Below are 24,826 nucleotides of genomic sequence, written 5' to 3'. Positions count from 1 at the left end.
TCAGTCCCAGTCTCCGTCAACTTTCAGCGAGTCTGTGCTTACCGAATCCATCATTAGGGGATTGGTGACCATTCTCAGCGAATCCATCCGCAAGGAGTCAAGTATGGCGGCTTGCCTGGCCATCTCCTCAGCTATTTTTCTGGCTACTTCTTCCTGAGCTAGCTCCATGGCCTTCTCCAGTATCTCATCTCTGCCTTCGCGGATGCCGGCAATGGTTCGTTCCACTTCCGCATCGAGGGGTATACCTACACGCTGTGTTTCCTGCTTGTTTGCATAAAACACGCCCATCCCGGTCATTGAGGTGTAATAGCGATCATAGATCGGGAACTTGGAGTCCTTACCATCCGTGCCGGCAGTCTGACCGCCAACCACGACTACATTAGGGGCTGTTTGCAGGCACATGCACGTAAATTCGGCGTGATCCTGCGTCAATTCGTTTACCAACAAAATCACCTGCCCCTTGAAATAATCTTCATTTACCTCACCGCAAGCGTTTTCGCCATTCCACACAAACTTACCGGGATAGCTTAGGTCCGGTTTTGTATAGATGGCAAATGTGGTGTCTTTGGGGTTCAGGTATTTGGCAATCGCTTTGTAGGTGCCTCTTGGGTTATTCCTCACATCAAAAATGATCACGGTTTTATCCATCATCTCACCCATCATTTGGTTCACGTCTCCTACCGATAGTTCACCCAAATTGACATAGCCGATAGAATCTGTGGGGGAGGACCACTTTGGTTTTGGAGCGGGCTTAGTATAAGAAATATCGGAGTATTTGTAGAACGTTAAATAATCTGTTCGCATGGTTCCGTTTCGTTCGATGGTGACTTTTGGCGCTTCTTTTAGTCCCATGAAAAGTGTGTGATAGATGCTCCGGTCTTTCACCGCCCCATTCGATCCCCAAATGTATTTTTTGTGAGAGTCATGCAGCTCCCTCACCGTTTGGCCATTCACCCTTTTTATGACGTCACCAACCTTCAGGTCGGCCATAATGGACTTTTCATTGTCAATGATCTCCGTGATTACAGCCTGGTCTTCTATCATCTCAAATTTAGCCGGGAGGTAATTGTAGTAGGGCATCTGATCGAGCACGGGAGTGACTAGCCCCGCATGGCTGTCGTCTGCTTTCACCACCATCTCCAGCATGGCCAGATGAAAATCCAGCTGGGTGCTTACATCTATAAACTTAGGGATCATCTCTTTTAATACGTCATCCCAATCCTGATCAGTCTGGTACTTGTATGGATAGAAATACTCAATGTAGTTCCAGTATCTGAAAAGGGGGATCAGGCGCTGATTTTCCTCCTTCCAGATCAGGTCGTATTGCTGGGGTTCGTTTTTTGGTTCGAATTGGCCTAAGTCACCCTGCCCAATGTAATAGTGATCGCCCTGAAACCTATTGTTCTCAATGTTTTTCAGGCTCTTTCTAAATTCATCCGAAAACTTGCTGCTTTGCGTCCATGACAGATCAAAATTTTCCTGAAATGGCTCATATTGGCTTCTTTGGTTGCAAGTTCGGCATGGTGGAATCTGACCCAGGTAATAGATCCACTTGGCCATATAGTCCGAAAAAGCCTCGTAGGTCTGAATGTTTTTGGTGTTGTCGATCAGTGTGAGCAGTTTATCATCCCAATTGAATGATCCTTTGCTTATCAGCGGATGATAATATTTCATAAACCCCCAAATCTTGCAGGTGAGATAGAGCCGCTCAATCTTCGATAATGGCTCTTCTGCCCTGATGGGTTCTTTTGGTGAAAAAGATGATGTGAGCAGTAAGACGAATGTTATTGCTAGAACGGAGAATCGACGCATGGCATTTTTGCAAGTTGGTTAGTAACCAAACTTAGTCAATTTTCTGTCATCTTTTCGCCAGTCCTTCTCCACCTTCACGAAGGTTTGCAGGTGGATTTTCTTCCCAAAGAATTCTTCCATGTCCATCCGGGCCTGCATGCCTACTTTCTTGATGGATTCTGCTTTCTTTCCAATGATGATTCCTTTCTGGCTGTCCCGCTCCACATAGATTTCGGCATCAATGTAGATGATGGAGTCTTCCTCTTTGAATGAGGTCACCACCACTTCAGAGCTGTAAGGGATTTCCTGTTGGTAGTTGAGGAAGATTTTCTCACGAATGATTTCCGCACAGATGAAACGCTCGCTTTTGTCCGTAAGCTCATCTTCAGGAAAATAGGCGGGGTGATGGGGGAGTAGCTCCAGAATCCGATCCATCAGATCTTTCGTCCCGATCTGCTCCAAAGCGGAAATAGTCATAATCTCAAGATCCGGATATAATTCTTTCCAGTAGGTTGTTTTATCCAGCGTTTGCGAGCCTTTGTTCTGATCCGTTTTATTGATAAGAAAAATAACCGGAGCATCGGCCCTGAGCGCCATTTCAATCAGCTCCGGGTATTCATTTTTATCTTCCAGTGCCACCATAAAGAGGATGACATCTGCATCATCCAGTGCAGTTCGCACGTACCCCATCATCTTCTCTTGTAGCTTGTATGCAGGATCAATAGCTCCGGGAGTATCTGAAAAAATTATTTGGTGATTTTCTTCAGTGAGAATCCCGAACATTCTATGACGGGTAGTCTGTGCCTTGCTGCTGGTGATGGCCAGCTTTTCACCCATGAGGGCATTTAGCAGGGTAGATTTTCCTACATTCGGCCGCCCAATGATATTGACGAACCCCGACTTGAAGTTTGGAGTAGTGCTCATTCGTTGCAAAGCTACCCAAACCATAAATTTCTTTCAGAAGATTATTTGGCAATCCGTATATTCTTTCTACTTTTGCCATCCACATCGCGGGGTGGAGCAGTTGGTAGCTCGTCGGGCTCATAACCCGAAGGTCACAGGTTCGAGTCCTGTCCCCGCTACTAAGAAAAATCAGGCAGTTACGATTTGTGACTGCCTTTTTTCATTTTAGGGGTAAACCTATGGTTAAACAATTATCTAGTTATTTATACACTTTTAGGTCGGAACTAAAAATTGAATGCACTAACCCAATAACTGTTTCATATTAATGTGATTTATTAGAAAATTAACTTAGGGTTTAAGGTTTATTTGAGATTTTGACATAAGTTTATTAAGATTTATGAGTATCGCCAATCTCATCACCACTTACCTATCAGCTATTCTTTTTCTGCTGATAACCCACAAAGCCACTTCACAGGAATGTGTTTCCATTCCAACCGGAACATGGGACGCTGAAACCATCAATGGATCCCATGGGAAATATGGTTCTTCGCAAGTCTCAATTTCCATTCAGGATTCAAGCTATGTTATAAGTGACTTTACAGGAGGACTATTTGGAGAGTTCTCTGGGGAAGGAGTTGAATTGACTTTTTCTATCAATTGCAATGGTACCCTGATTGGAGATGAGTTTGATACTGACTATGGACGTTGCGAGATAACAGGTGGGTACTACGATTCACTCAACCAAGAGCTTAAAATCGATTGGGTTATACCCTTCAATCAACTGGAAGAGACCACAGTGTTTACCAAATAGCCATGATCAGATATTATCTAATAGTTGTAGTATCCTGCACGCTTTGTTTTCCATCTTTTTCACAAGTAGATGCTGATCTTTTGACAGGTGCGGTTACGGCAAATCTTCCTATTCATACCATTCAAACCGGAAGTTTCAATGTTCCCATTGGGGTCAGTTACGGATCAAATGGTTTGAGAGTTAATTCCTCGGCAGGTGATCTTGGGCTATCCTGGCAGTTTAATGTGGGAGGCAGTATCTACAGAGAGATAAGAGGATTGCCAGATGAATACAAAGGAGACACTATTACGGTTATTGCAGATTCCATATATCTATATGACAATCGGGTAGGTTGGCTTCACAACTCTACCGCTGAAGATGTGGGCGAAATGGAATTTACGGCCGACGATGACTACTCCACTTGGACAGATGAAGCAGGCGACTATGCAAAGCTGGAGCAATTGGGAAAAATGGATTCTGTCAATGGCACTGTGGAAGGAATGGACGCCCAGCCTGATATCTTTCACCTTAACGCACCGGGAATCAGCTGTTCTTTTGTCTACACGAATGACAATGTGATTATAACCGAGCCATACCAGGACCTTTTGATAACTCCCCAATTTAATCAGGATAGCAGCTCAATATTATCATTTCGGATTGTAGATAATGCCGGTAATAGCTATGAGTTTGGATTTCCATCGGCAGCAAATTTTGCGGTTTCCATGGACACCACAGATTTCCAGGTTGAGAACCTTTTTTTTCCTAGATATTTCAATGAAAGAATTGCTCCTTTTTATCCCATTAATACCACCTGGAATCTGCTGAGCAAAACCCCACTATTCACTAGTACAAACCTGTCTCAATTAAGAGACAAGCTAAGTTCTCTCTATGAACTACATCACAGCAGGCTTTCAGCAGATCAGCACGAGTGCACAGGGTGTAGGAGTACATGAGCAGGTGGAAATAAATGACATCATTGCAGATAGAGCAGGTTACTTACTGGCTTATCTAAGCAATGAAAACTCCGAAGCGGTGAACATTCATTTTGATGATTTTGAGGTGCGTCACGCGAAGACGAATGTTGTTCAGGCGATAGATTACTATCCGTTTGGCTTAGAAGCCATGACCTATACAAGGACTGCTGCTGATCCGAGCAAAACCCCACTATTCACTAGTACAAACCTGTCTCAATTAAGAGACAAGCTAAGTTCTCTCTATGAACTACATCACAGCAGGCTTTCAGCAGATCAGCACGAGTGCACAGGGTGTAGGAGTACATGAGGAAGTGTTGCTAGAGGATATTGTTGCAGATAGAGCAGGTTACTTACTGGCTTATCTAAGCAATGAAAACTCCGAAGCGGTGAACGTGCATTTTGATGATTTTGAGGTGAGACATGCGAAGACCAATGTGGTGCAGGTGATAGATTACTACCCATTCGGCTTAGAAGCAATGACCTACACACGAACAGCAGCTGACCCAACGAAGTACTTGTATAATGGAGGAGTAGAGAAGAACCCACACAGTGGGTTTTATGAAACGTTCTATCGCTTGTATGACCCGGCCATTGGCCGGTTTACGGCGATTGATCCTTTAGCTAGTTCATTTACTTCACTCACCCCGTATCAGTATGCCTATAATGATCCTGTTTACTGGAATGACCCGAATGGAGACTGTCCAGAATGTGATGTATGGTGGGAAAATTTCTTTAGAGTAGTTGATTCTTTTTTACATGACGATGGAATAGGAAATGGAGGCATGACATACATGGACGGAAGTTGGGGGGCTGCTTATGGTGCCGAGATTGCATTTTGGACAGGGCATGATTACAATGAACAACATAACTCATGGGGTATTTTTGGGGGACCAGGCTCAGCTACTGAAGCAGCAAACGCTTATTATGTCTATCAAAACATGAATTCCTACGTGATGGTAAATTCAAGCACAATGATGCCAGTATTGGATGCAAATGGCAATGATACCTACTCTGGTTTTACAGCTTTGGATCAGGTAACAGTGAGTGGAAGAAATATGAGCTTAGATACTGGTAATGACGCTTGGAGTGGATTTACTTCCTCGATGGAAAATATGTTTGGTTGGCAAAGGGATCAAATGCGGGATGATCTCGGACCATTGCCGCTACCTCAAGGTGTAGATAGACAAATCGGAGGAGTCATTCAGCATAACTCTAGTGTTGGATATGCGGGAAGTAGGGGTTATTTTAATACGGTTGCTGATTATGTTGAAGGAATTGAGGACTTTACCATAATGTATCCAACAGGGAGTAATTCGAATTTATATGATAGAGCGCAGTATTTTATGGGGTTTTTTGAAAGATATGTAGATTTAATTCAGGATGGATTGACACCATCGAATGATTCCATAAAGTATCATGACTGGGGACGTGAAATACGATTAGGTCCAGACTCAACTCTTATGGATATGATATATCCAAGAGGATATAAAGTTGTTACACCTAATGGATCATTTCATTTACCAAGTAGTAAATGGCCAGACTAACTATGAGAAAAACTGTTTTAATATTTTTTTTAGCATTTCTAACAGAGTGTATTAGTAATCAACCAGAAAAAGTTGTAAAGGTAGAGAAGGGCATAAAAAAGGTTGGATTCTTTCTGAACGGAAAGTTGCATGGGGAGCTTAAGGAATATGATTCTTTAGGTAATCTAATTTTGAAATCAAATTATGAAAGAGGTGTCCAAAATGGGAAGCATATAGAATACTATAGTAGTGGTGAAATTATGTATGATTTGAACTTTAATCGAGGCAAAAGAAATGGTGTGATGAAGCATTATCAAAAAGGGGGCGAGATATGGGAGTATGCTTACTATGTAAGTGACACGGTTCTATATGCTAAAATATATGATTTGGAAGGACGCATAGTTAAATATTTCGCGGGAGCTAAAGTTGGGTTAGCCCCTTTAGGTGATTCTTTGCAAATTATTGCAAGTCTTATTCATACAAACTTAGAAAATCCTGAAGTTGGAATAATCTTATATGGCAATTCCAAAAAGGACACGATTTCTTATGCAAAAGAAGTTGGTATGAAAATTGATTTTATGATAAGCAAGGATATGTTTGAACGATATGAGAATCTTTCTATTGAGGTCTGTGAGATAGAAAGTGGTAATATTTATGCCAGATGTGAAGTTCCAATTGATTATATAAGTTCTGAAGATACATACTTTGCTGAATGGATTGGAAAAGGATTTAGATAAGTGTTTACATAGGTCCCATCTGGCGCAAGTCTTCCAGCGTTGGGTATTGAGAGTTGGCGCGACTTGTGCCCAATGTGATACAGGCAGTGGATTACTACCCCTTCGGCTTAGAAGCAATGACCTACACGAGAACTGCTGCTGACCCCGGCAATACCCCACTATTTACTAGTACAAACCTGTCTCAATTAAGAGACAAAGCTATGTGGTGCATGAGATGCACCATCGTTCTTTGTTTTCTTTAATCCTCTTTCTCACTGCTTGCTTTGCTTCGTCTTTCCAGGCCATGTCTTCAACAGAATTGGCTCCCTTATAAGCCTCATCAGGAGTCAGTCCATTCAATACTTTCAACGGCTTATTTTGGTTGGTATCCAGGAAGAAAAAATCGACCTGCTCCCTGAGTTGTGGTAGATTATGAATGCTTTGCTTGAGTAGAAACCGATGCTTTAGCTGACGGAATACAGCTTCAATCATCGAGTTAGATTGTTTAATATCCACCGTTGCTCTTAACCGCGTCATTCGATTTTCTTCCAGCATTCGGTTAACGGATGCATTGAAGTTTTCAGAGCCACCATCTACCACAAGTTTGGGGGAGAGATTGCTCATATGATGGATTGCTGCCTTCTCCAATACTTCCTTCATCATTTTTCCGCTAAGGTGATCGGCTACTTTCCATGCCAGGATCTTTCGTGATGCATTATCCATGATCGTGTAGATATAGCCTTTTGCACCATTCAGACATTGATGAATAGATACATCCGCATGCCAATATTCATTTGGATAGGAGGCTCGCAAAGGTTGATAGATGGCCTTTCGATACCTCTGTTCTAGCCTTCTCCACCGGAATATTTGGTTGTACTTGTACCAGGTATTTAGCGATGCATGGAGGATACCGTTTCTTCTGGCCCAAAGCTGAATAGAGCTAATTCCCCAGTGTCTAAACTTTGGTGCCGTCAGTAGCTTTTCAAGTGTTGCTACTTCATTGGACGTAAGCTGATGAATGAAACGCTTTTTACATAGCTTAATGGGCGATAGTCCACATTGTGTTTTCCAATGGTAGTAGGTGTTTCGTGAAATCCCGAAGATCCTTATGGCACTTTTGAGTGGTATGATGCGGATGGTCGATGAAATGGCCTTAACGACCTTTTCCTTTTGTTGAAAGAGCTGGTTTTTGAAATCCCTGGACTGGTCACAGATGGCTTTCAGTGCATAGAGTAGCCTGCCACATGCAAAGAAAAAACCGGGATGCTTATCAATGCTTATAAGCAGCGATTGAAAGGATTCGATCTTCATCTCATCGCTACCATAGTACTTGCTTTCAGGTTCATTTTTCCAGCGATAAACATTTGCCCTGGGAATCAGCGCTAAGATATAGGATGGGCACAACCCCATCCGAACCAAATCTTTGAGTGCGGTGTGGTATGTTCTTCTGTTGCTCATATGAGGGCGCAAAGGAAAATATGAGTTGCTCAAGATTTCAATACCCAGTTTCGGGTAAATTAGACTAGAGGAATAATCATATTTACTGATCTTTGCTCGTGCGAATTTTAATTCTATTCATCGCGCTTTTTAGCTTTAGTGAGATTGTGGCCCAGATCAAAGTAGAAGCAACACCTACTGGTCGGCACGCAGATGCGATCAACCGCGCAAGGCAATCAAAGGAAACAGCTGAGAGACTACAAGAACAGGCAGAGGCACAGTGGGAGTACAAAGAGCGATATGAGCAGATGAAGCTTGACTCTGTGCAGAAAGATTCGCTATATCTGCGAGATTTTTCCAGAGAGGATTCCTTAGCCATTTCACAAAAGGTGTTGGAGGAAACAGACTTTCCACCAGAGTATAGGGATTTGATCCTGAACCCAGTGGAATTGAGGGAAGGGCTAACCACCGAACAATCGGACAGTGTAGCATTGGCACGGGCAAATGCCATTCTGGAAGATGAGGCTCGAAAATTTCTACCTGCGGAGTTGGGAGAATCTCAGGATCCGATGGATGGGTTGGCCACTACCGCAATCCCCTCCAAGCCCAACCCCAACTTGGTCAAGCCAGAGGCAGCCAGGGAACTATTCAAGAAGGTAGATCCGGAGCAATTCAAGGAGGCTCAGATGGATATCACGAAACTCAAAAAGAAATACAGCGAACTGCCCGATACCCGCTACCCGGAGGAAGGAACCAAACGAAATTCATTAGAGGATGTACCCTTCGCAAAACGGCTGTATTTCGGTGGCAATATAAGCATTATGTCCACTGATCCATTCATTCTTAATTCCAACCTGCAACTGGGCTACTGGCTGAATAAGAAATGGCTGGCAGGATTGGGGTTCATAATCAGAGAGCAGTTTGGAAATGATAGCACTTTATCTGTTGCAGGAGATGGGCATGGATACAGTATGTTTACGAGATATGATATTCCAAAGGGGTTTGACGTTTGGGGTGAGGTAGAGCGACAGATCAATAAGTCATTATTCTCTTCGGAGCAGTCAATGGATGCCACCTGGCAATCGGCTTATTTGCTAGGAGTAGGCAGGGACTTCAGCTTGGGGCCGGTACGTATGACCAGCACCATCCTCTACGACTTCAACTATCAAAACAACGAGCTGAATGCACGTCCCTGGGTGTTTAGGCTAGGGGTGCAGTTTAGTAAGAGACCAGGGGTGGGTTAAGTAGGTATTGTTTTGTGTGGTGGGGAATCTGTTCACTCCAGAGATTTAAGTAAATCTCTCATGATGAATAAGAAATTAATTGAATTCTGATACCTAAGGTGATCATATTTCCCCTCTGGTAGATTTGAATTAGTTGAAAAATATCGGATAGAATCGTCTAACCTTTCAACTAATAATTCAGGTTTGCCATCAAAATCACATTGAATCATCTCTAATGACGAATTACTAAGTTTTAAGTTCATAATTGTACTAATTTGTTTATTAAAAAATTATAAATATTTGATTATCAATTACATAAATACTCCTGTCCCCGCTACTAAGAAAATCAGGCAGTTACAGAAATGTGACTGCCTTTTTTGTTTCAGGGTTAAACAATGGCATTTAATAGGAATACCCATCTTTCCACGCTAACTTGGTAAGGCTGATCAAGAACTGGAATTAAGAGGCCTTTCTTTATTCTTCGTAAGAATCAAAAACTTCCTCGGATTTCTTTCATTCCTACCTACAAGTTCCTCACTGAAGTGCATTGAGCACGTGTTGGTCACTGAATAGTTTAATTGAGCTTTTCGTGACTTACCAAAAAGAGTCTATGCAACTAAGGCATTTAATCCAAACGGATAAAAACAATTTAATAGAAATACAATGAAAGAAGGAGTAGTAAAGTTTTTCAATACGTCCAAAGGATTTGGATTTATTAGCCCCACCGATTCAAGAGAGGATATCTACGTTCATGAGTCGGGTCTGATCGATGAAATACATGAAAATGATCGCGTGAAATTTGACCTTGAAAAGGGGAAAAAAGGGATGAATGCCGTAAATGTGAAAGTGGTAAGCTGATTTCAGAATCAGAGCATTATTATATAGTAAGCCATCTTAACAGATGGTTTTTTTGCGAGCTGGCTACTTTTTAACATGAGCTTAGCAAGTATCCTTCGCCTTAATAGCACTACCTTTTTAGGATATGCTTCATTTTTTTAGCAAAGGCTTCATCTCACCATGAATTACCTGACTCTAGCAAAACAAGCAGTCTTTTTTTAACGACACCCATAAATGAAGCAATTAAAGATCCTCTTTCAGATAACAAAGAGAACACAATCACTTGAAAAGTATCTGCATGAAGTTTCCAAGGTATCGTTAATAACAGCAGATGAGGAAGTGGTGCTGGCGAAACGAATAAGGGAAGGTGACAAAGTGGCTCTGGATAAGCTGACCAGGGCCAATTTAAGATTTGTTGTCTCTGTGGCTAAACAGTATGATCGAGGCATACATAATCTGACCTTAGGGGATTTAATAAGTGAAGGTAATATTGGGCTAATAAAAGCGGCGAGCAGATTTGATGAGACCAGAGGTTTTAAATTCATTTCTTATGCCGTATGGTGGATACGCCAGTCCATCATTTCTGCCATTTCTCAGGATTCCAGGATGGTAAGACAGCCCATGAACCGGGTGAGTAGTTTTAATCAAGTGACACGTTCGTTTGCAGAATTGGAACAAAAATATGAGCGTGAACCCACGGATGAAGAAGTAGCCGCTGCGCTTAATGTATCGGAAGATTTTGTTATTCAAATCAAAAAGGTGGGTAGCGTCCCGGCTTCTTTGGATGCACCGCTTAATGACGAAGAGGCGGGCAGTTTAATAGATGTTCTACAGAATCATGATGCCCTGAATCCTGAATACGGTTCTATGGCTTATTCGCTAAAAGCAGACATAAATAGCGCACTGAAAAGTCTGACCTTTCGGGAATCTGAGGTTTTGATTCTTTTTTATGGCCTCAATGATAAGCCAAGCCTGACATTGAGTGATATTGGGATAAAACTAGATTTAACCCGGGAGCGGGTTCGACAAATCAAAGAGAGTTCTTTGCGAAAACTACAGCAAAACCTGAGGGGGACTAACCGGTTAAAATCTTATCTGGGCTAATCAGCGAGTCCTAATTTTTGAAAAATTGGCCTTTACGGTAAGCTCCTGAAAGAGCTGCCGGGATTTCTGCTTCGGCCTCAATGACTAGCGCCCTTGCTTTCTGAATTTCTGCCAGCATTTCCTGCTCCAGTGCTACCGCCATGGCCCGGCGCTCTTCCGCTTTGGCATTGGCAATTTCAAGGTCTGCCATGGCCTGATCGATTTGAAGCTTCGCACCGATATTTCTGCCTATGTTAACATCGGCGATATCTATGGATAGTATTTCGTATACCGTGCCGGCATCCAGGCCTCCCCTTAAGACATGCTTTGAAATCTCCTCTGGTTTTTCAAGGATGATTCGATAGTTGGTTGCTTCGCCCATGCGGGAGATGATGCCCTGGCCCACCCGTGCTTTTATGGTTTCTTCCCCTGCTCCACCCACTAATTGCTTTAGGTTGGTCCTTACCGTTACCCTGGCTTCAGCCAATAACTGAATGCCATCGCCGGAAACACCGGTGATCGAAGGAACGATAATCATATAGGGTGTGACGGAAATCTGAACCGCCTCCAGCACGTCTCTTCCCGCCAGGTCAATAGCGGTGGCTTGCTTGAAAGTAAGGCTAAGATTTGCTTTATCTGCTACTATGAGAGCTTTAATTACACTCATGATATTTCCGGAGGCCAGAAAATGGGTCTCGAGGAGCTGAGAGTTTACATCCTTGATGCCGGCCTTGACTGCCAGTATCAGCGAGTTCACGATTAATTGAGGAGGTACTTTTCTGAAGCGCATAAACACCAAATCAAGCAGGTTGACTTTTACACCGGAGAAAACTGCAGTGATCCACAGATTTATAGGAAAAATGTATAGCAAGAGCCAGAGAGCGGCTATAACCAACCCAATAACAATCAATAGTTGAACAGGCATAAATTGGATTGATTAAAATGTTTAGAGGCGGAAGGTACAGCTATTTTTATTGATGGAGCCACTTTCTGAAAGTTCAATAGGTCTGAAGCTCTGCAAAGACCAGTTTCAGCTCTTCCCTGGTCTTTTTTAGCTTCTTTGCAAGTTTGTTTAGCATGCTCTCCCTTTCTCCCTCATCAAATTCAAAATCTGAATCATTAAGGATCAGGAACCTTTGTTTGAGCATGATTTTCTGTTCTCTCCAACTTCTTGTTATTTCCATTTCAGAGCTTGCCAATTTGTTTTTGAATTATGCCGCAATCTATCACACGTACCACCCATGAAAGGGTATCTACTACGCTTTATACACCTTCCTCTTTTTCTTCTAATATCTCAACTTCTTGTCCCGAGATTGAGGTGCAGATATTTAGCAATTTGGTTCGTTTGGCATTTAGAAACGATAACAGGCCGTGTTTATCAGTTCTGGAGATTATTCGTTCATTCAGGTTTCTTATGATGGCTTTCAATCTCACGATCTCCTCTACCACATCTTTTACTTCGCCTATGATAGCTTCTTTCTGATTTTTCATGTCTGCATTCTGTTTGTGGTTGCCACCTCCTTCTCTCGAGACTTTTCATTTTTAGCTTCTAACTCAGGATTCCCTACCAGCTCCCTTTCATAGTACACGAGTTCTTTACTTTTTGTATCATTCTGGATCTGGCAGTAGTATACCTGGTCTACATAGCGCCTGATGACCAGTGCGCGGATGGGGTTCACCTTGGCAAAAACCACATCGCCATGATTGTACTTATTTTGGACAAACTCTCTGCTCATAGCTTTTCATTTTATTTAGATAGTGACTTCTTCATATCCACTTTTGATGATGGTGGAGATCATTTTGAAGCGCACATTGGCTTTTATGCTATTTCGGGAATGGGCCGGGATGATGATCGATTGGCCTGTGTCAAGTTGATGTGACTGACCATCAATGACAATCTCAGCCCTGCCATCGATTACCTGGATGAAGGTGTCAAAAGGGGAGGTTTTTTCCGTAAGTGCCTCCCCCGAATCAAAAGATGATACTGTCACATTTCCGGTGGTTTTTTTGATGATGGTTTTGATCACCACGGAATTTGGGATATACTCAATGATCTCAACGATGATGAAGGTTTTTCCTTTTTCCAGTTCTGCCGCATTCTCCTCTTTCATTTTACGCTTTGATGTTTTTATTCTTCTCTGTTCTTTTCCTTACGTTTCTCTGCTTTAGCCGCTCGTTTTTCTTTTAGTGTCATGGCAGGGGCTGTCTTATCTGACTTACTCTTACCTTCTTTTTCTTTTGACATGATTTTGTTTTTTTTATTTCTTACCAATAGTTCCAATGGGTAAGTTCAGTAGGACCAGGCACATACCTGTTACATTTTTACCTGATAGTGTTACATATATCCTAGGTTTTGTCTACTCATACTTCTCGATGGTTAGCCGGGCCAGCAAATAGCTAAGGGTTGATTCCGCCCCCTGGTTGAGATTGACGTGATGTTCCTCCAGTCCGTCATAGCATCCGCCGGTGCACGGGTTGTATATAATCTGGTGCAGATGGTTGGCACCCAAAAACCAGTTAAATGCCGTTTTCAGTTGAGCCAGATGATTGGGTTTTCCGTATTCCGCATAGAAAGTATCCAGGGCCAATACCGTGTAGGCAATTTCGATAGGCTGCTCTCCAAAAGGTGTTTTTTCCTGGCCTTCATGGTGCCGGCCGATATTGGAGATCACTGAGAACTGGCCATTGATATGGGTGGTGGCAAGCAGAAAATCAAAGGTATTTTTCGCGGTTTCTTTGAATAGCTTGCTGTTTGTGCATTTTCCGGCGAGCAGCATGGCCTCCGGGATCACCGCATTGGCATAGGTCAGATAGGGTTCATACCATTTCCAATTTCTATTTGAAACTCCACGGTATTTTGAAATGAGGTTGTCTGCCAGCCGTGTGATGATTTCCAATGTTTCCGGCTTCTTCTTCCATTGATAATGGTAGTACAAGCCTTTGATGCAAAAGGCAATCGCGCGCGGGGATTGTAAGGTGCTGATCACAGGGATGGCCTCCTGGAATGCGGCCTCTACTTCTTTTTGTAAATGCAAACTGATGAGGTGGCGCAAGGATAGAAACTCGCCTAAAGCCCAGATTGCCCTGCCGTTTGCATCTTCCAGGTTTTCGTTCCTGTTTTTTGCATAAAATTGATGGTTGATGGAGACGTAGTTTAAAAAGGAACCGTCTTCCTGCTGGCAAAAAAGGATGAACTCCAGATAGGTGTTTATCAGGTGCAGGTCGTCAAAATTGCCTGTGAGTTCAAAGTTCTTGGTCAGGGCAATCAGGGCCCGGGCATTGTCGTCCAGTGTATAGCCCGATGAGGCGTCCGGCTCGGCAATTTTTGAAAACTGGATCATTCCAAAGTCGGTGGTCATTCTTTTAATATGCTCGGTGGCAATGGGAGGGAGGCGGTATTCCGGTTTGAATTTTTTGGTCTTCAATATCGATTTGGCGAGCTCCAGATGGGCAATGGCGGAATTTTGCCAGGCAGTGGGCCGGATGTTGTGCAAGGCGTTCATCCGCATTTCCTCCATCATTTTGGGGTTGGAAAGCATTAAGATGGCCGCATCTGCCAGCTGTTCAGAATTTTGAAAATCAAAGTTTAAGCCTGCGCCATTCAGCAGCTCCAGGGAGTGGGGAATAGGTGTAGAAATAACCGGGCAGCCGGCAGACATGGCGTAAGCCAGTGTCCCGCTGACGGCCTGCTGTGGATCTTTTGAGGTGAAAAGGTAGATATCCGTACGCTCAAGGTATTCGAGCAGGATGGGTAGCGAGAGGTACTTGTTTACAAACAGGACATGCTTTTCGATTTTTAACTGCTCCACTTTTTCATGCAGAAAGTCGCGGTACTTTTCCCCTTCATGTTCCAGCACTCCGGGGTGGGTTTTGCCTATGATCAGGTACAATACGCTGGGAAACAGGTTAACAATGCGAGGTAAAGCCTCAAGGGCTGTCTCGATGCTTTTCCCCTCACTGATCAGGCCGAAAGTGGCCAGTATGGTTTTATCAGGGAATGGCACATCTTGTCGGCTTACAAGTTTGTGCGGTTTGATTAAATGCGTTCCATGGGGGATGATTTCTATTTTGTCTTCTTCAATTTGGTATTCTGACTTCAGGATTTTGGCAGAAAGCCGGGTCATCAAAATCACCCGGGCGGATAGCTTTGCAATCTGTTGGACGATCGCTCTTCTTTCCTCTGATGGGTTGGACAGGATGGTATGAAATGTTGTGATTACGGGGATCCGGAGCTTCTTCAGCAGGTCTATGAGATAGGCTCCCATTTCACCACCATAAAGACCAAATTCATGCTGCAAGTAAATGACCCGTATCTTTTTGTCAAGATTAATGGCTTCTGCCAGCCGGGTGTAGTCTTTCCTGATCCATGTTTTCAAGCGGTATTTCACCGTGCCGGGATAGTCCAGCTGATCATCCTTTTTGAGTAATGCGCAAACCCTGACTTTAAATCCGTACTGGTATTTATCCTCTATGTTATGGATCAAATCCTGGCTGTAGGTTGCTATTCCGCATTTTCGCGGAGGAAAAGAGGTTATGACCAGTATTTCATTACTGGTCATATTTTGTGGTTTAGTAGCTCAGCGATCAGTTCTTTCATACTGAGTGATGCTACGGCTATACGTGTATCTGCTGCACCATAGTAGATATAGAGTCTATCTCCGAAGAGTGCGGTACCTGTAGGGAAGACTACATTATGTATCTCTCCTCGTATTTCATAGTCAAGATCTGGTCTGAATAATGGATAAGGCAACCGCGCCAGCTCTTTGGTAGGATCATCCAAATCCAATAAAGCGGCGCAGGCACAGTAGACATACCCCTCTACTGAGTCATGCACTCCATGATAGATCAGGAGCCAGCCCTCTTTTGTTTCAATAGGCGGACAGCCACCACCGATGTAGCTGATCTCATGATCAAACCTGGAACCCATCAGGATGTGTTTATCAAAATGCATGAGATAGTCTTTCCAATAGTCCTCAGTGAGGTCTTCAAGTGTGTAAACAGATGCTATTTGTATATCAGGTCGGATTCGATGCAGGAAGTAAAATTTGTCATTGATTTTTCTCGGAAACAGCATGAGGTTCTTATCTGACAACAGCACATTTTGCGTGTATCTGGTATTGATATCATACAGGATATAAAAGCGCTTATATTTTATATTGAGATTCACGTTGCATTCGGCCATGCGATGAAAATCCTCATAGGTGATTTGCGGGACCATTATCCCTTTCCTTTCAAAATTTTTCAGATCAGGACTTGTAGCAAGTGCTCCAAAGGCATTGATGCCATTGTAGGCGGTATAGGTGAGGTAATAGAGATCGTCTATCTTAACAATGCGTGGATCCTCCATACCCCTTGATTCGTATTCATGATCGGGGAAGAGTAAAGGCGTGTCATTGCGATGTGCCACAGTGGTAGGCCCGTCAAGCCTACAATAGCCAATGGTGGAATGGTTACCCTTTCGCACAGCCCTGTAAAAAACATGCACGGTATCCCCCTCCTGGATTACGGCGGGATTTAAAACGCCCTCGTTTTCAAATTCACGTTCTGTTTTATCAAGGAGAATGCCTTCTTTTTTTAATTCAATCATGTTATGCTTTTACTCAGGGTAACCATTCCAAAAAAAAATCAGATAATCCGAAAAGAGACAGGGATGCTGTATTTCACATTTACAGGTACATTATTCTGACTACCGGGGGTCCATTTTGGCATGGAGAAAACCAGCCTCACAGCTTCGTTTCGGAATGCCTGATCTACGTCTGTGCTGGTGGCATTGGTCACTTCCACATCTCTCACGGTACCATCACTACCCACCACAAAGTCTACAAATACGGTTCCTTCCAATTCATCCTTCTCTGCCTGCTCGGGATAAACCACATTTCCATTCAGGTACTTCATCATGGCACTGTTTCCCCCAACGAAAGTTGGGCTCACTTCGGACTTATTGTAGATTATGGCTCCCTTCCGGTCTGTGAATGTTGGGGACTTGTCTGCCATTTCATTCCAGGCTTTCATTCGTTTTTCGGCAATCATAGCTGAGTCTTTTTTGTGAATAGCCCTCCGTTGTTCCAGGGTGGCCAGTCCGCCTAATTGGGCATCCTTACCTGTCGCAGTAGTCTTTTCACTGCTACTTTCATTTTTTGATCCACACGCTTGCACTAGAAAGAGCAGGGCGATCAGTGTGTAAATTTTCGTTTTGTTTTTCATGGTCATATTATTATTAAATTTCTTTGTCCGGCATCAGGGGTTATCCCTAAACATGTCGGGATTATCGGGTTAGTTGATTGATTTGAAAGATTGGGTTATTTATACTTTATAATTTAATAGTGATGCCTAGTTTGCCACCTGAAAGGGTATTGCCTCCACCAACTTCGAGATTTAAGCCAACCTTGTCAGAGAAGTAATAACGACCGCCAACTTGAGCTCCTAAACCCAGGCCGGAGCTTCGGTCACCATCATAATTGTTTGGTGAAGACCATACATAAAATCCAACATTCAGTCCTGCGTAAAAATCCCATTGCTGAGAAATGTCCAACAAACTGTTAAAATGATAATTTCCGTTACCCGAAAACCCCATGACACTGTGGTTATAATTATCATTCCTCCAATTTTCCTTATATGAACGATAGGAGAATTCACCACCAACAGTAATGTCTTTGTGTACGCTGTGATCAAATCCTATGTAAACAGGAACACCCCAGCTAGACAGACCCACTCCAAAATTGAGTTGTGTCTTACCTACTGGTAAAGGACTTTGACTATAGGCATTGGTCCACAATACCGACAATGCAATCATTGCAAAAAATGTATTTTTCATAGTCGTATAATTTTTAGTTCTTGTTGAGTATTCAGACTTTCCCTGAAAATAAGCCGGGACATATGCCCCGGCTTTATATTTAGTCCCAATGTGTGTTAGCACAGCGGGGCATGTTGATTTATTCTACCTTGGTTATTGCGTTAGCATCTAAAATGACTGCTGTTTGCGCAAGGGCACGACCATTCATGGAAGCTCCGGTCTGGAATGTGATTCCTGTCATGGAGAGAATGTTTCCTTCAAAGTGAGAAGTGGTGCCAAAGGTGGCTTCCCCGGCAATTTGCCAGAAGATATTCTCAGCCTCTGCTCCGCCGCTCAAGGTGACGGAAACAGCCGCACTTTGTGTCAGGTCACCGTCTATTTGGAAGATCCAAACATCATCAGCACCACCTATTAAGGTAAGGTCGGAAGGTATTGTCACGGTACTTGACCACTTGTATAGGCCGGGAGTCAAAGTCATCCCGCCAATGTTTCCTGTACCTAGCTCTACGAAATCCGGAGAAGGTCTGTCGGCGGCATCATTGTAGGCGGTGATCATATTGTTTACCGCTGTGGTAAGATTTATAGGAGTAGGGTCAGCCATGTCCGCCGCATATACATTTCCAGTCACTTGTGAAGATGTGGCATAACCTGTAAAATCAACCAGTGCCAAACCTGTTATGTATGTGGTAGCGGCCGGACTTAATCCCAGGTCTCCGGTGATTGCGGAAGTCGAACTGTTGTTTATAGCCGTCTTGGCTAGTATTACATAATCAGCTGCGCTACCCAGATCTACATCATCGAGAACTGCAGAGCTGCCGCCGGTGGTGAAATCCCATGAGGTATTGCTGGCCAGTGCATTTCCTGCTAAATCCTTCGCACCAGTGGTAATGGTTGCCGTGTAGACCAGGTTAGCGTTTAAGTTGGCCGTGGAAGTAAATGTAGCCGCTGTGCCTGCATAGGCCACTACACCAGTAATGAACGTAGTGCCCTGCTGAAGAGTAAATGTTGAGGCGTTTATACTTGCAGGATCCATTTCCTCATTGAAGGTGATAGAAACTGTTTTGTTTCTGGAGACATCCACCGCATTGTTTAGCGGATCAGTGGATGTAACAAGGGGTGGGGTACTTTCTATGGCCGGGTCATTATCATTATTGCAACCCGTAAAAATTAGTAGCGGTAATAGCAGTCCTGCTATCAGTGCCTTTTGAAAATTCATTATGATTTTGTCTAAAATGTTTAAATCGTAATGCAAAGGTCACCTACTCCTTACCTGATAGCGTTACACAAGGAGAAGTCATTGTTACATATATCACTTATTAAGCTCCTGTCGACAGTAGAGTGTATTTCTAGCTTTTGAAATGCTCTGTGAGGGTTAAATCAAAAAAAATCACCTGAATAAAAATTTCAGGTGATTTTTGAAATGTTGCTCAATCAAATCCTATTTATTAGAACCCAATAGTATTTCCGGAAAATTAGGTTTGATAACAATGTCGATCCGGCGATTCAGCTTTCTACCTCCTAAGGTTTCATTGTTGGCAACAGGCCTGCTTTCTCCAAATCCTCTGGTGCTGAATCTTGCCTTATTGATTGATGTATTTGCGTTGAGATAACTGAGTACAGCATCTGATCGCTCTTGTGACAATTTTAAGTTAAGCTCATCTCCACCTTGCGAATCGGTATGGCCTTCAATCACAATATTCGCATCTTTGAACAAGTCCATAGCCTTTTGTAGCTTGGTCAGCTTTGCATAGTCTTCTTGTTTGATTTGAGACTTGCCTACATCAAAATTGATCCCAATCATACGTATGATCACATCATCTTTTTGACGGAAAACCTCTGCTTCTTCTTTGTTGAAAATCTGCTGTACTTGCTCAAATTTGAGATTAACCTCATCCATCCTGTCCATTCTGCTTTGGAGAGCGTCCTGTCTTTTTTGTGCTTTCAACGCTTCATCGGATTGTTTTCCTTTCACACTAGCCAGCATATTTTGTTGTTCATTCAACATTCCTCTCAGGCTTTCATTCGTTACTTTATAATTAAATAGCGATGATTCCAGGTTTGCAATGCGCAGTTGATCACTGGCTATTCTATTCGTAATTTCTGAAACCGGTACATCTACGCCTTTATCAAATCTTGAATGGATATTTAAGCTTTCACCTATAGTAGCTATTGGTTTATAGCTCATGAGTAGAAAGTCCTCCGTTTCAAAATCTTTATCATCATAGATCTTTTCCTCTTTAGAAATATGCATAGCCAGAAGTGCCTGATACTCTGCCTCTTTGGCCATGTACCTCGCGTCATCTGTGTCGTATCTATTTTCCAGTAATTCCTTCTCGGCTTTACTCACAAGTGCTTTTGATTCCCCAATGGTTTTTGGAGCTACCTTATAGACCTTATTCTTATCAGCTGTTTCCAGTAATCTTTTGGCGTTGGTGAGGTAATTTGCTTTGATAGATTCCAACTCAGCATTTCGATAGAGTTTGGTTGCTTCAACTGATTTTTCTTTTGCCTTGTCTGCATTACCTTTTTCAAGATCCTCGGCAGCATCTTTCATTTGCTCTTCAGCATCCACCCACATTTCGCTCACAAAACGATTCGCTTCGGCATTTCGAGCGTCTACCCTGGCTGACAAAGCGCTTGAAAACATGACTGCACCAACCTTTGTATTTTCGGTAGATTCTTTAAACTTACCATTGGCTTTTGCAAGCTTTTCTTTTATCTCAGAAAGCTCTCCCTCTTCATTGTATTTTTCCTTTGCATCATTGTATGCTTCTATCGCCTCGCCAAATGCACGCGGAGATAATACATCGGCTTGTGCTTGCCTTGCGATTCTCATCGATTGATTTGCTTCATTAAACAGTGATGCTTGAAACTCCTGACCATAAAGGCCGAATGTTGAAAATGTCATCAGTGCAAACAATGCCCCAACGATTTTTTTTAGTGATATTTTTTTCATGACTAATCTTTTGTGCAAAGGTTGATCACGAAAGGGTAGTGGGCGTTACACCTAAAAATTCATTCTTGCATATTTCACAGGTTGAGAGTATGGTTTTTGAAAAGAAAAAAGAGGTAATTACGAAAAAAAAGGCAGGCTTTTAAGTTCCTGCCTTTCCCACCAACCTAAAAAACCTAATAACTAGGATTGGTGGTGAATTTCATTGTCACTTGCGGGTGCCTGCTGTGAACAACCATAATTCACTTCTTTTTTCAAATCCCTTTCCATAAAAACAATTTCATGGCTTTTCTCGTCCAGGAGGCGGCAATAATATATTAAGCCACTTCTTCTAATGATAACCATTAATTGCTGTGGACGAGTGATCTCATAGACCGTGTCCCCCACCTCAAACTTAAATGGCTGTATCATCTTGAAATCACGAAGCATTACCCCAGCGGTCTATCCCCCTTTATGATTCGGAAAAGTATCGCTATCAAGGCGATGACCAGCAGGATATGGATAATCCCTCCCGAGCTGTAGCCCAGGTAGCCTATAGCCCATAGTATGATCAAAACCACTGCGACGAAGTATAATAAATTTCCCATAGTGCTATGTGTTTAAAGGAGAATGATTAAAAGTAATAGTATAATTATGACAGCCCCGACGGACATGTAAACTCCTCCACCGAGCTGTTTCAATTCTTTATTTATGGACTTGACTTCTTTTCTAATCGCCCGCTTTTCGACTGGTGACATAGCTGATTTGTCCATATCTTTTATTCGCTCCAGCCTCTCAATCAAGAGGACTGCCTTATCTGATGTTGTGCCGGATTCAGTCGAACCTGATGTTTCGGATGGGGTCGCATAGGCCGGGATGGCCGCTATCATGGTCAAGGCCACAACCAGAGATATTATGTACTTTTTCATTGGGATTGTTTCTTAGTTTCGTTTAAGGTTATTTAAACTGATTGTTAGGTGAAGTTGGAAATATTTCATCTTCAAACCATTACAAAAGATTCATTGATATTTACATATATCACAGGTGAATTTTAGAAGCCAATCTCCCGATATTGGGTATCGATCCATTTTTTTTTAGAATGAGCACAAACAAAAAAAAGGGATACGATCCCTTCTTTTAATTATGCTATTGTTGATTAAACCTTAACAGGTTGCACGTTTTTGATGATTTTGACCACCTCTTCGCGATTTTTGTTCAATCGTGTTTCTACTCTTTTTAAGAGATCATTTTCTTTACCAGCCTCAAATTTCAAATCTGCATCTGTGAGTGTGGAATATTTGGTTTTCAGTTGTTTAGACTGTTCTTTCCAATCACCTGTCATTTTGAAGGCTTCTACTTTTTTTTGATCTTTAGAATTTTCCATGATCTTGTCATTTATTATCGTAAATGAATTTCTACGACAACACAAAGGTGAGTGGTAATACAAGCGAATGTGTTACATGGGTTGGGGTATGAATTACATATTTCACAGGTGAATACATTTTTATACTGTTGGCGCAGACTGCTTTGCTACATAGTGATGCAGTCATTTAAGACTACAAATCCTCCAGATTTTGCTTTCGCTTGTCTTTTAGTTGCTTGTAAAAGGTGGGAGTCAATCCTGTAATTTTCTTAAACTGGTTAGATAGATGAGCCACACTGCTGTAATGCAGTTTGTAGGATATCTCGGTAAGGTTTAGTTCATCATAGATCAGCAGCTCCTTCACTTTTTCTATTTTATGAATGATAATGAACTGCTGAATGGTAATTCCCTTTACCTCCGAAAAAATATTGGCAAGGTAGGTATAATCATAGCCCAGTTTTTCACTTAAAAAATCCGAATAATTCACTTTGGGCAGTTCGTTAGAATAGTGAATCATTTCGATAATTATATTCTTGACTTGTTCAATCAGGATGCTTCTTTTGTCATCCAGCAGTTCCAGACCTGATTTCAACAAATTTGCCTTCAGCTGCTTGCGTTGGTCTTCTGTAATGTCTTCCAAAATCTCAACCATACCCAGATCAACGATAACATAGTGAAGTCCGAGCTTCAGTAGCTCTTCTTTCACCATCAATTTGCATCGCAGACTGACCATGTATTTTATGTATAACTTCACTATTGGAAAATCTAACCTATTAACCGTAATGTACCATATTTGAATGTAACCAATAATCCTGTCAATTGGTGCCTGATTTATGTTTTGCTGATTTCTAAGCCATTGTTTTGGCTTACTTGTAACTAGTTCAAATGGTCCAGATAAAATGATCTTTAACCAGCCGCTCTTTGTTCTCTTCCACATACTTTATTAGCTCATCTTGGGCGGGAGTCAGCACTTTGCCTTTGTTATAAATCAGGTTCCATTGAGTGATGATTGGGAGTCCTTTTAGCGGATAAATCCTAATTCGCTCATATTTCAGGGCTGTCCTTAAGCCAATTAGTGGAACAATTGACACTCCCAGCCCGGCATTGATTGCCTGCTTCACCGCCTCGTTAGATACCAGCTCCATGGCTTTCCCCACCTTTATTTGTTGAGCATCCAGATAATGCTGCATGGCATTGCGTGTGGCAGAGCCATCCTCTCTAAACAGTAAGGTAACCTTTTCGAGATCTTTAGGTCGTTTGATTCGATCTTCAAATTCAATACTCCCCACCAGGTTCAGCTCATTTTCCATTAGCTCTACCGTGAATACATTGAGATCATCCGGCACTACAGAGACCAGCGAAAAATCACTTTCATTTCGGTACATACCCTCTATCACGCGGTTTTTGTTGGACACATCGATTGAAATATCCACGCCGGGATATTTGTCCATAAAACCTTTCAGAAAGTAGGGGATCACATACTTTCCGGTAGATACCACAGAGATTTTGATCTTACCCGTGAGCAGTCCCTTATACTGGTCAATCGTGTATTTTATTCCTTCAGCCTCTTCCAGTATTCGCCTGCTTCGGATGGCTATTTCTTTTCCAAAATCCGTCACATATAGCTGCCGCCCGATCACCTCGGTGAGTGGCAATTCGAACTGCTCTTGCAATTTTTTTAGCTGAATGGAGATGGCCGGCTGGGTCAAATGGAGCTCTTCTGCAGCCTTTGTAATGCTCTGACAGTCAGCTACTTTGAGGAAGATTCTTAATTGATGTAAGGTGTAATGCATTTATATTTATTTATATAATACATAATAAAGTTAAATAAAAATTAATGAATTACCCGGTGCAACTTTGTGCAAACAAAAAAAACACAGATATGATACTAACGAAAGAAATGGAAAATTTTACAGAAGAAAAAGCTACTACTCAAACCCTCATAAAAGGGGAGTTTCAGGTAGATGATGCTGCCGAAATCCTGAATCACATGCTGATGACCAAGATCAATTTTCATGAGAGAAGAAATTTTAGTTCTCAGATCAGGTTTGGTCAAAACGATGAAGCATCCCTGCAAAGGATCAAAGAGTTGGAGGATTCGAAAAGCGAGATCAGGGAGCTGATCCAATTGGCCAGAACCAATGGTTTGTCTATGAGAATCTCATCAAATATCTCAATCGAACTTATTTAATCTCACTAAGTATGAAAAGTCTGAGATACATACTCATAAGTGTAGTGATTGGTGGTGCTTTTGGCGCCAAAGCTGGTGCCTTTCTCTCCACACTTTTAGAATCGCAGGTACCCGGAGATTTTATTGAATTCGGGTTTGTGGCAGGATCCCTTAGTTGTGCATTTGTTACCGCCATTTTTCTGATCATCACTTCGGCAGGTGCTTCTCAGAGCACTGCAATTTTCTGGAGACCACTTAGAATGACATCAATCAAATCAAACCATTAAACTC

General features: G+C 42.4%; 29 protein-coding genes and 1 tRNA gene. 11 read left to right on the top strand and 19 right to left on the bottom strand.

Features of this window, described 5'->3' with window-relative positions:
* Together RLN88_RS00275 and era are read right to left on the bottom strand one after the other, a co-directional pair.
* On the bottom strand, positions 1–1,812 hold the full coding sequence (locus RLN88_RS00275; RefSeq protein ID WP_350219370.1) for a S41 family peptidase: 1,812 nt from the start codon (positions 1,810–1,812) through the stop codon (positions 1–3).
* Between the two features lie 18 nt (positions 1,813–1,830).
* The gene (gene era, locus RLN88_RS00270; RefSeq protein ID WP_350219369.1) at positions 1,831–2,739 is read right to left on the bottom strand and encodes a GTPase Era; all 909 of its coding nucleotides are present in this window, start codon (positions 2,737–2,739) and stop codon (positions 1,831–1,833) included.
* 61 nt (positions 2,740–2,800) lie between these two features.
* Between era and RLN88_RS00265 the strand changes: the two genes are divergently transcribed.
* The 6 genes from RLN88_RS00265 (at position 2,801) to RLN88_RS00240 (ending at position 6,718) form a co-directional block, all read left to right on the top strand.
* A tRNA-Met gene (locus RLN88_RS00265) sits at positions 2,801–2,873 on the top strand.
* 218 nt (positions 2,874–3,091) lie between these two features.
* A complete protein-coding gene (locus tag RLN88_RS00260) occupies positions 3,092–3,505 on the top strand; it encodes a hypothetical protein (RefSeq protein ID WP_350219368.1) in 414 nt (137 codons plus the stop codon).
* A gap of 2 nt (positions 3,506–3,507) precedes the next feature.
* Entirely contained in the window at positions 3,508–4,437 is a 930-nt protein-coding gene (locus RLN88_RS00255) for a hypothetical protein (RefSeq protein WP_350219367.1), read from the top strand.
* On the top strand, positions 4,373–4,765 hold the full coding sequence (locus tag RLN88_RS00250; RefSeq protein ID WP_350219366.1) for a hypothetical protein: 393 nt from the start codon (positions 4,373–4,375) through the stop codon (positions 4,763–4,765). The genes RLN88_RS00255 and RLN88_RS00250 overlap by 65 nt, the downstream gene beginning before the upstream one ends.
* The gene (locus RLN88_RS00245; RefSeq protein ID WP_350219365.1) at positions 4,701–6,002 is read left to right on the top strand and encodes an RHS repeat protein; all 1,302 of its coding nucleotides are present in this window, start codon (positions 4,701–4,703) and stop codon (positions 6,000–6,002) included. Before RLN88_RS00250 ends, RLN88_RS00245 begins: the two co-directional genes overlap by 65 nt.
* Before the next feature lie 2 nt (positions 6,003–6,004).
* Positions 6,005–6,718 (top strand): toxin-antitoxin system YwqK family antitoxin, encoded by a 714-nt coding sequence (locus RLN88_RS00240; RefSeq protein WP_350219364.1) that lies wholly within the window; start codon positions 6,005–6,007, stop codon positions 6,716–6,718.
* 198 nt (positions 6,719–6,916) lie between these two features.
* On the opposite strand, the gene RLN88_RS00235 is transcribed toward RLN88_RS00240, so the two are convergent.
* A complete protein-coding gene (locus RLN88_RS00235; RefSeq protein ID WP_350219363.1) occupies positions 6,917–8,155 on the bottom strand; it encodes a DDE-type integrase/transposase/recombinase in 1,239 nt (412 codons plus the stop codon).
* 98 nt (positions 8,156–8,253) lie between these two features.
* Between RLN88_RS00235 and RLN88_RS00230 the strand changes: the two genes are divergently transcribed.
* From RLN88_RS00230 to RLN88_RS00220, 3 genes are all read left to right on the top strand, one after another.
* On the top strand, positions 8,254–9,378 hold the full coding sequence (locus RLN88_RS00230) for a hypothetical protein (RefSeq protein WP_350219362.1): 1,125 nt from the start codon (positions 8,254–8,256) through the stop codon (positions 9,376–9,378).
* A 642-nt stretch (positions 9,379–10,020) separates the two neighbouring features.
* Complete coding sequence (locus tag RLN88_RS00225; protein ID WP_350219361.1) at positions 10,021–10,215, top strand: cold-shock protein; 195 nt, start codon at positions 10,021–10,023, stop codon at positions 10,213–10,215.
* Positions 10,216–10,428: 213 nt separating this feature from the next.
* Positions 10,429–11,298 carry a sigma-70 family RNA polymerase sigma factor gene (locus RLN88_RS00220; RefSeq protein WP_350219360.1) on the top strand — a complete coding sequence of 290 codons (870 nt, stop codon included), beginning with the start codon at positions 10,429–10,431 and terminating at the stop codon, positions 11,296–11,298.
* 10 nt (positions 11,299–11,308) lie between these two features.
* On the opposite strand, the gene floA is transcribed toward RLN88_RS00220, so the two are convergent.
* The 16 genes from floA to RLN88_RS00140 form a co-directional block, all read right to left on the bottom strand.
* Positions 11,309–12,202, bottom strand: a complete 894-nt coding sequence (floA, locus tag RLN88_RS00215; protein ID WP_350219359.1) for a flotillin-like protein FloA — start codon at positions 12,200–12,202, stop codon at positions 11,309–11,311.
* A 73-nt stretch (positions 12,203–12,275) separates the two neighbouring features.
* A complete protein-coding gene (locus RLN88_RS00210) occupies positions 12,276–12,461 on the bottom strand; it encodes a hypothetical protein (protein WP_350219358.1) in 186 nt (61 codons plus the stop codon).
* 79 nt (positions 12,462–12,540) lie between these two features.
* Positions 12,541–12,768: a hypothetical protein gene (locus RLN88_RS00205; RefSeq protein WP_350219357.1), complete on the bottom strand. Its 228-nt coding sequence runs from the start codon at positions 12,766–12,768 to the stop codon at positions 12,541–12,543.
* On the bottom strand, positions 12,765–13,013 hold the full coding sequence (locus RLN88_RS00200; RefSeq protein WP_350219356.1) for a hypothetical protein: 249 nt from the start codon (positions 13,011–13,013) through the stop codon (positions 12,765–12,767). Before RLN88_RS00200 ends, RLN88_RS00205 begins: the two co-directional genes overlap by 4 nt.
* A gap of 15 nt (positions 13,014–13,028) precedes the next feature.
* Complete coding sequence (locus RLN88_RS00195) at positions 13,029–13,388, bottom strand: cupin domain-containing protein (protein WP_350219355.1); 360 nt, start codon at positions 13,386–13,388, stop codon at positions 13,029–13,031.
* Positions 13,389–13,634: 246 nt separating this feature from the next.
* Positions 13,635–15,836 (bottom strand): glycosyltransferase, encoded by a 2,202-nt coding sequence (locus RLN88_RS00190; RefSeq protein ID WP_350219354.1) that lies wholly within the window; start codon positions 15,834–15,836, stop codon positions 13,635–13,637.
* Entirely contained in the window at positions 15,833–16,864 is a 1,032-nt protein-coding gene (locus tag RLN88_RS00185; RefSeq protein WP_350219353.1) for a glycoside hydrolase family 130 protein, read from the bottom strand. The genes RLN88_RS00190 and RLN88_RS00185 overlap by 4 nt, the downstream gene beginning before the upstream one ends.
* Before the next feature lie 38 nt (positions 16,865–16,902).
* A complete protein-coding gene (locus tag RLN88_RS00180) occupies positions 16,903–17,481 on the bottom strand; it encodes an energy transducer TonB (protein WP_350219352.1) in 579 nt (192 codons plus the stop codon).
* Positions 17,482–17,587: 106 nt separating this feature from the next.
* Entirely contained in the window at positions 17,588–18,091 is a 504-nt protein-coding gene (locus RLN88_RS00175; RefSeq protein WP_350219351.1) for a hypothetical protein, read from the bottom strand.
* A 118-nt stretch (positions 18,092–18,209) separates the two neighbouring features.
* Positions 18,210–19,286, bottom strand: a complete 1,077-nt coding sequence (locus tag RLN88_RS00170; protein WP_350219350.1) for an ice-binding family protein — start codon at positions 19,284–19,286, stop codon at positions 18,210–18,212.
* Between the two features lie 222 nt (positions 19,287–19,508).
* A complete protein-coding gene (locus RLN88_RS00165; RefSeq protein ID WP_350219349.1) occupies positions 19,509–21,026 on the bottom strand; it encodes an OmpA family protein in 1,518 nt (505 codons plus the stop codon).
* 425 nt (positions 21,027–21,451) lie between these two features.
* Positions 21,452–21,610, bottom strand: a complete 159-nt coding sequence (locus RLN88_RS00160) for a lmo0937 family membrane protein (RefSeq protein WP_350219348.1) — start codon at positions 21,608–21,610, stop codon at positions 21,452–21,454.
* A gap of 12 nt (positions 21,611–21,622) precedes the next feature.
* Positions 21,623–21,931, bottom strand: a complete 309-nt coding sequence (locus RLN88_RS00155) for a hypothetical protein (RefSeq protein ID WP_350219347.1) — start codon at positions 21,929–21,931, stop codon at positions 21,623–21,625.
* Between the two features lie 227 nt (positions 21,932–22,158).
* A complete protein-coding gene (locus RLN88_RS00150; RefSeq protein WP_350219346.1) occupies positions 22,159–22,386 on the bottom strand; it encodes a hypothetical protein in 228 nt (75 codons plus the stop codon).
* Positions 22,387–22,558: 172 nt separating this feature from the next.
* Positions 22,559–23,119, bottom strand: a complete 561-nt coding sequence (locus RLN88_RS00145; protein WP_350219345.1) for a helix-turn-helix domain-containing protein — start codon at positions 23,117–23,119, stop codon at positions 22,559–22,561.
* A gap of 127 nt (positions 23,120–23,246) precedes the next feature.
* Positions 23,247–24,158: a LysR family transcriptional regulator gene (locus RLN88_RS00140; RefSeq protein ID WP_350219344.1), complete on the bottom strand. Its 912-nt coding sequence runs from the start codon at positions 24,156–24,158 to the stop codon at positions 23,247–23,249.
* A gap of 89 nt (positions 24,159–24,247) precedes the next feature.
* On the opposite strand from RLN88_RS00140, the gene RLN88_RS00135 reads away from it, so the two are divergent.
* Together RLN88_RS00135 and RLN88_RS00130 are read left to right on the top strand one after the other, a co-directional pair.
* Positions 24,248–24,556: a hypothetical protein gene (locus RLN88_RS00135; RefSeq protein ID WP_350219343.1), complete on the top strand. Its 309-nt coding sequence runs from the start codon at positions 24,248–24,250 to the stop codon at positions 24,554–24,556.
* 11 nt (positions 24,557–24,567) lie between these two features.
* A complete protein-coding gene (locus tag RLN88_RS00130; protein ID WP_350219342.1) occupies positions 24,568–24,822 on the top strand; it encodes a hypothetical protein in 255 nt (84 codons plus the stop codon).
* The last annotated feature ends 4 nt before the right edge of the window (positions 24,823–24,826 follow it).

Source organism: Ekhidna sp. (assembly GCF_040223195.1).
GTDB lineage: Bacteria > Bacteroidota > Bacteroidia > Cytophagales > Cyclobacteriaceae > Ekhidna.
The sequence above is the reverse complement of the archived record's forward strand: the minus strand, read 5'-3'. Positions and strand labels throughout refer to the sequence as shown.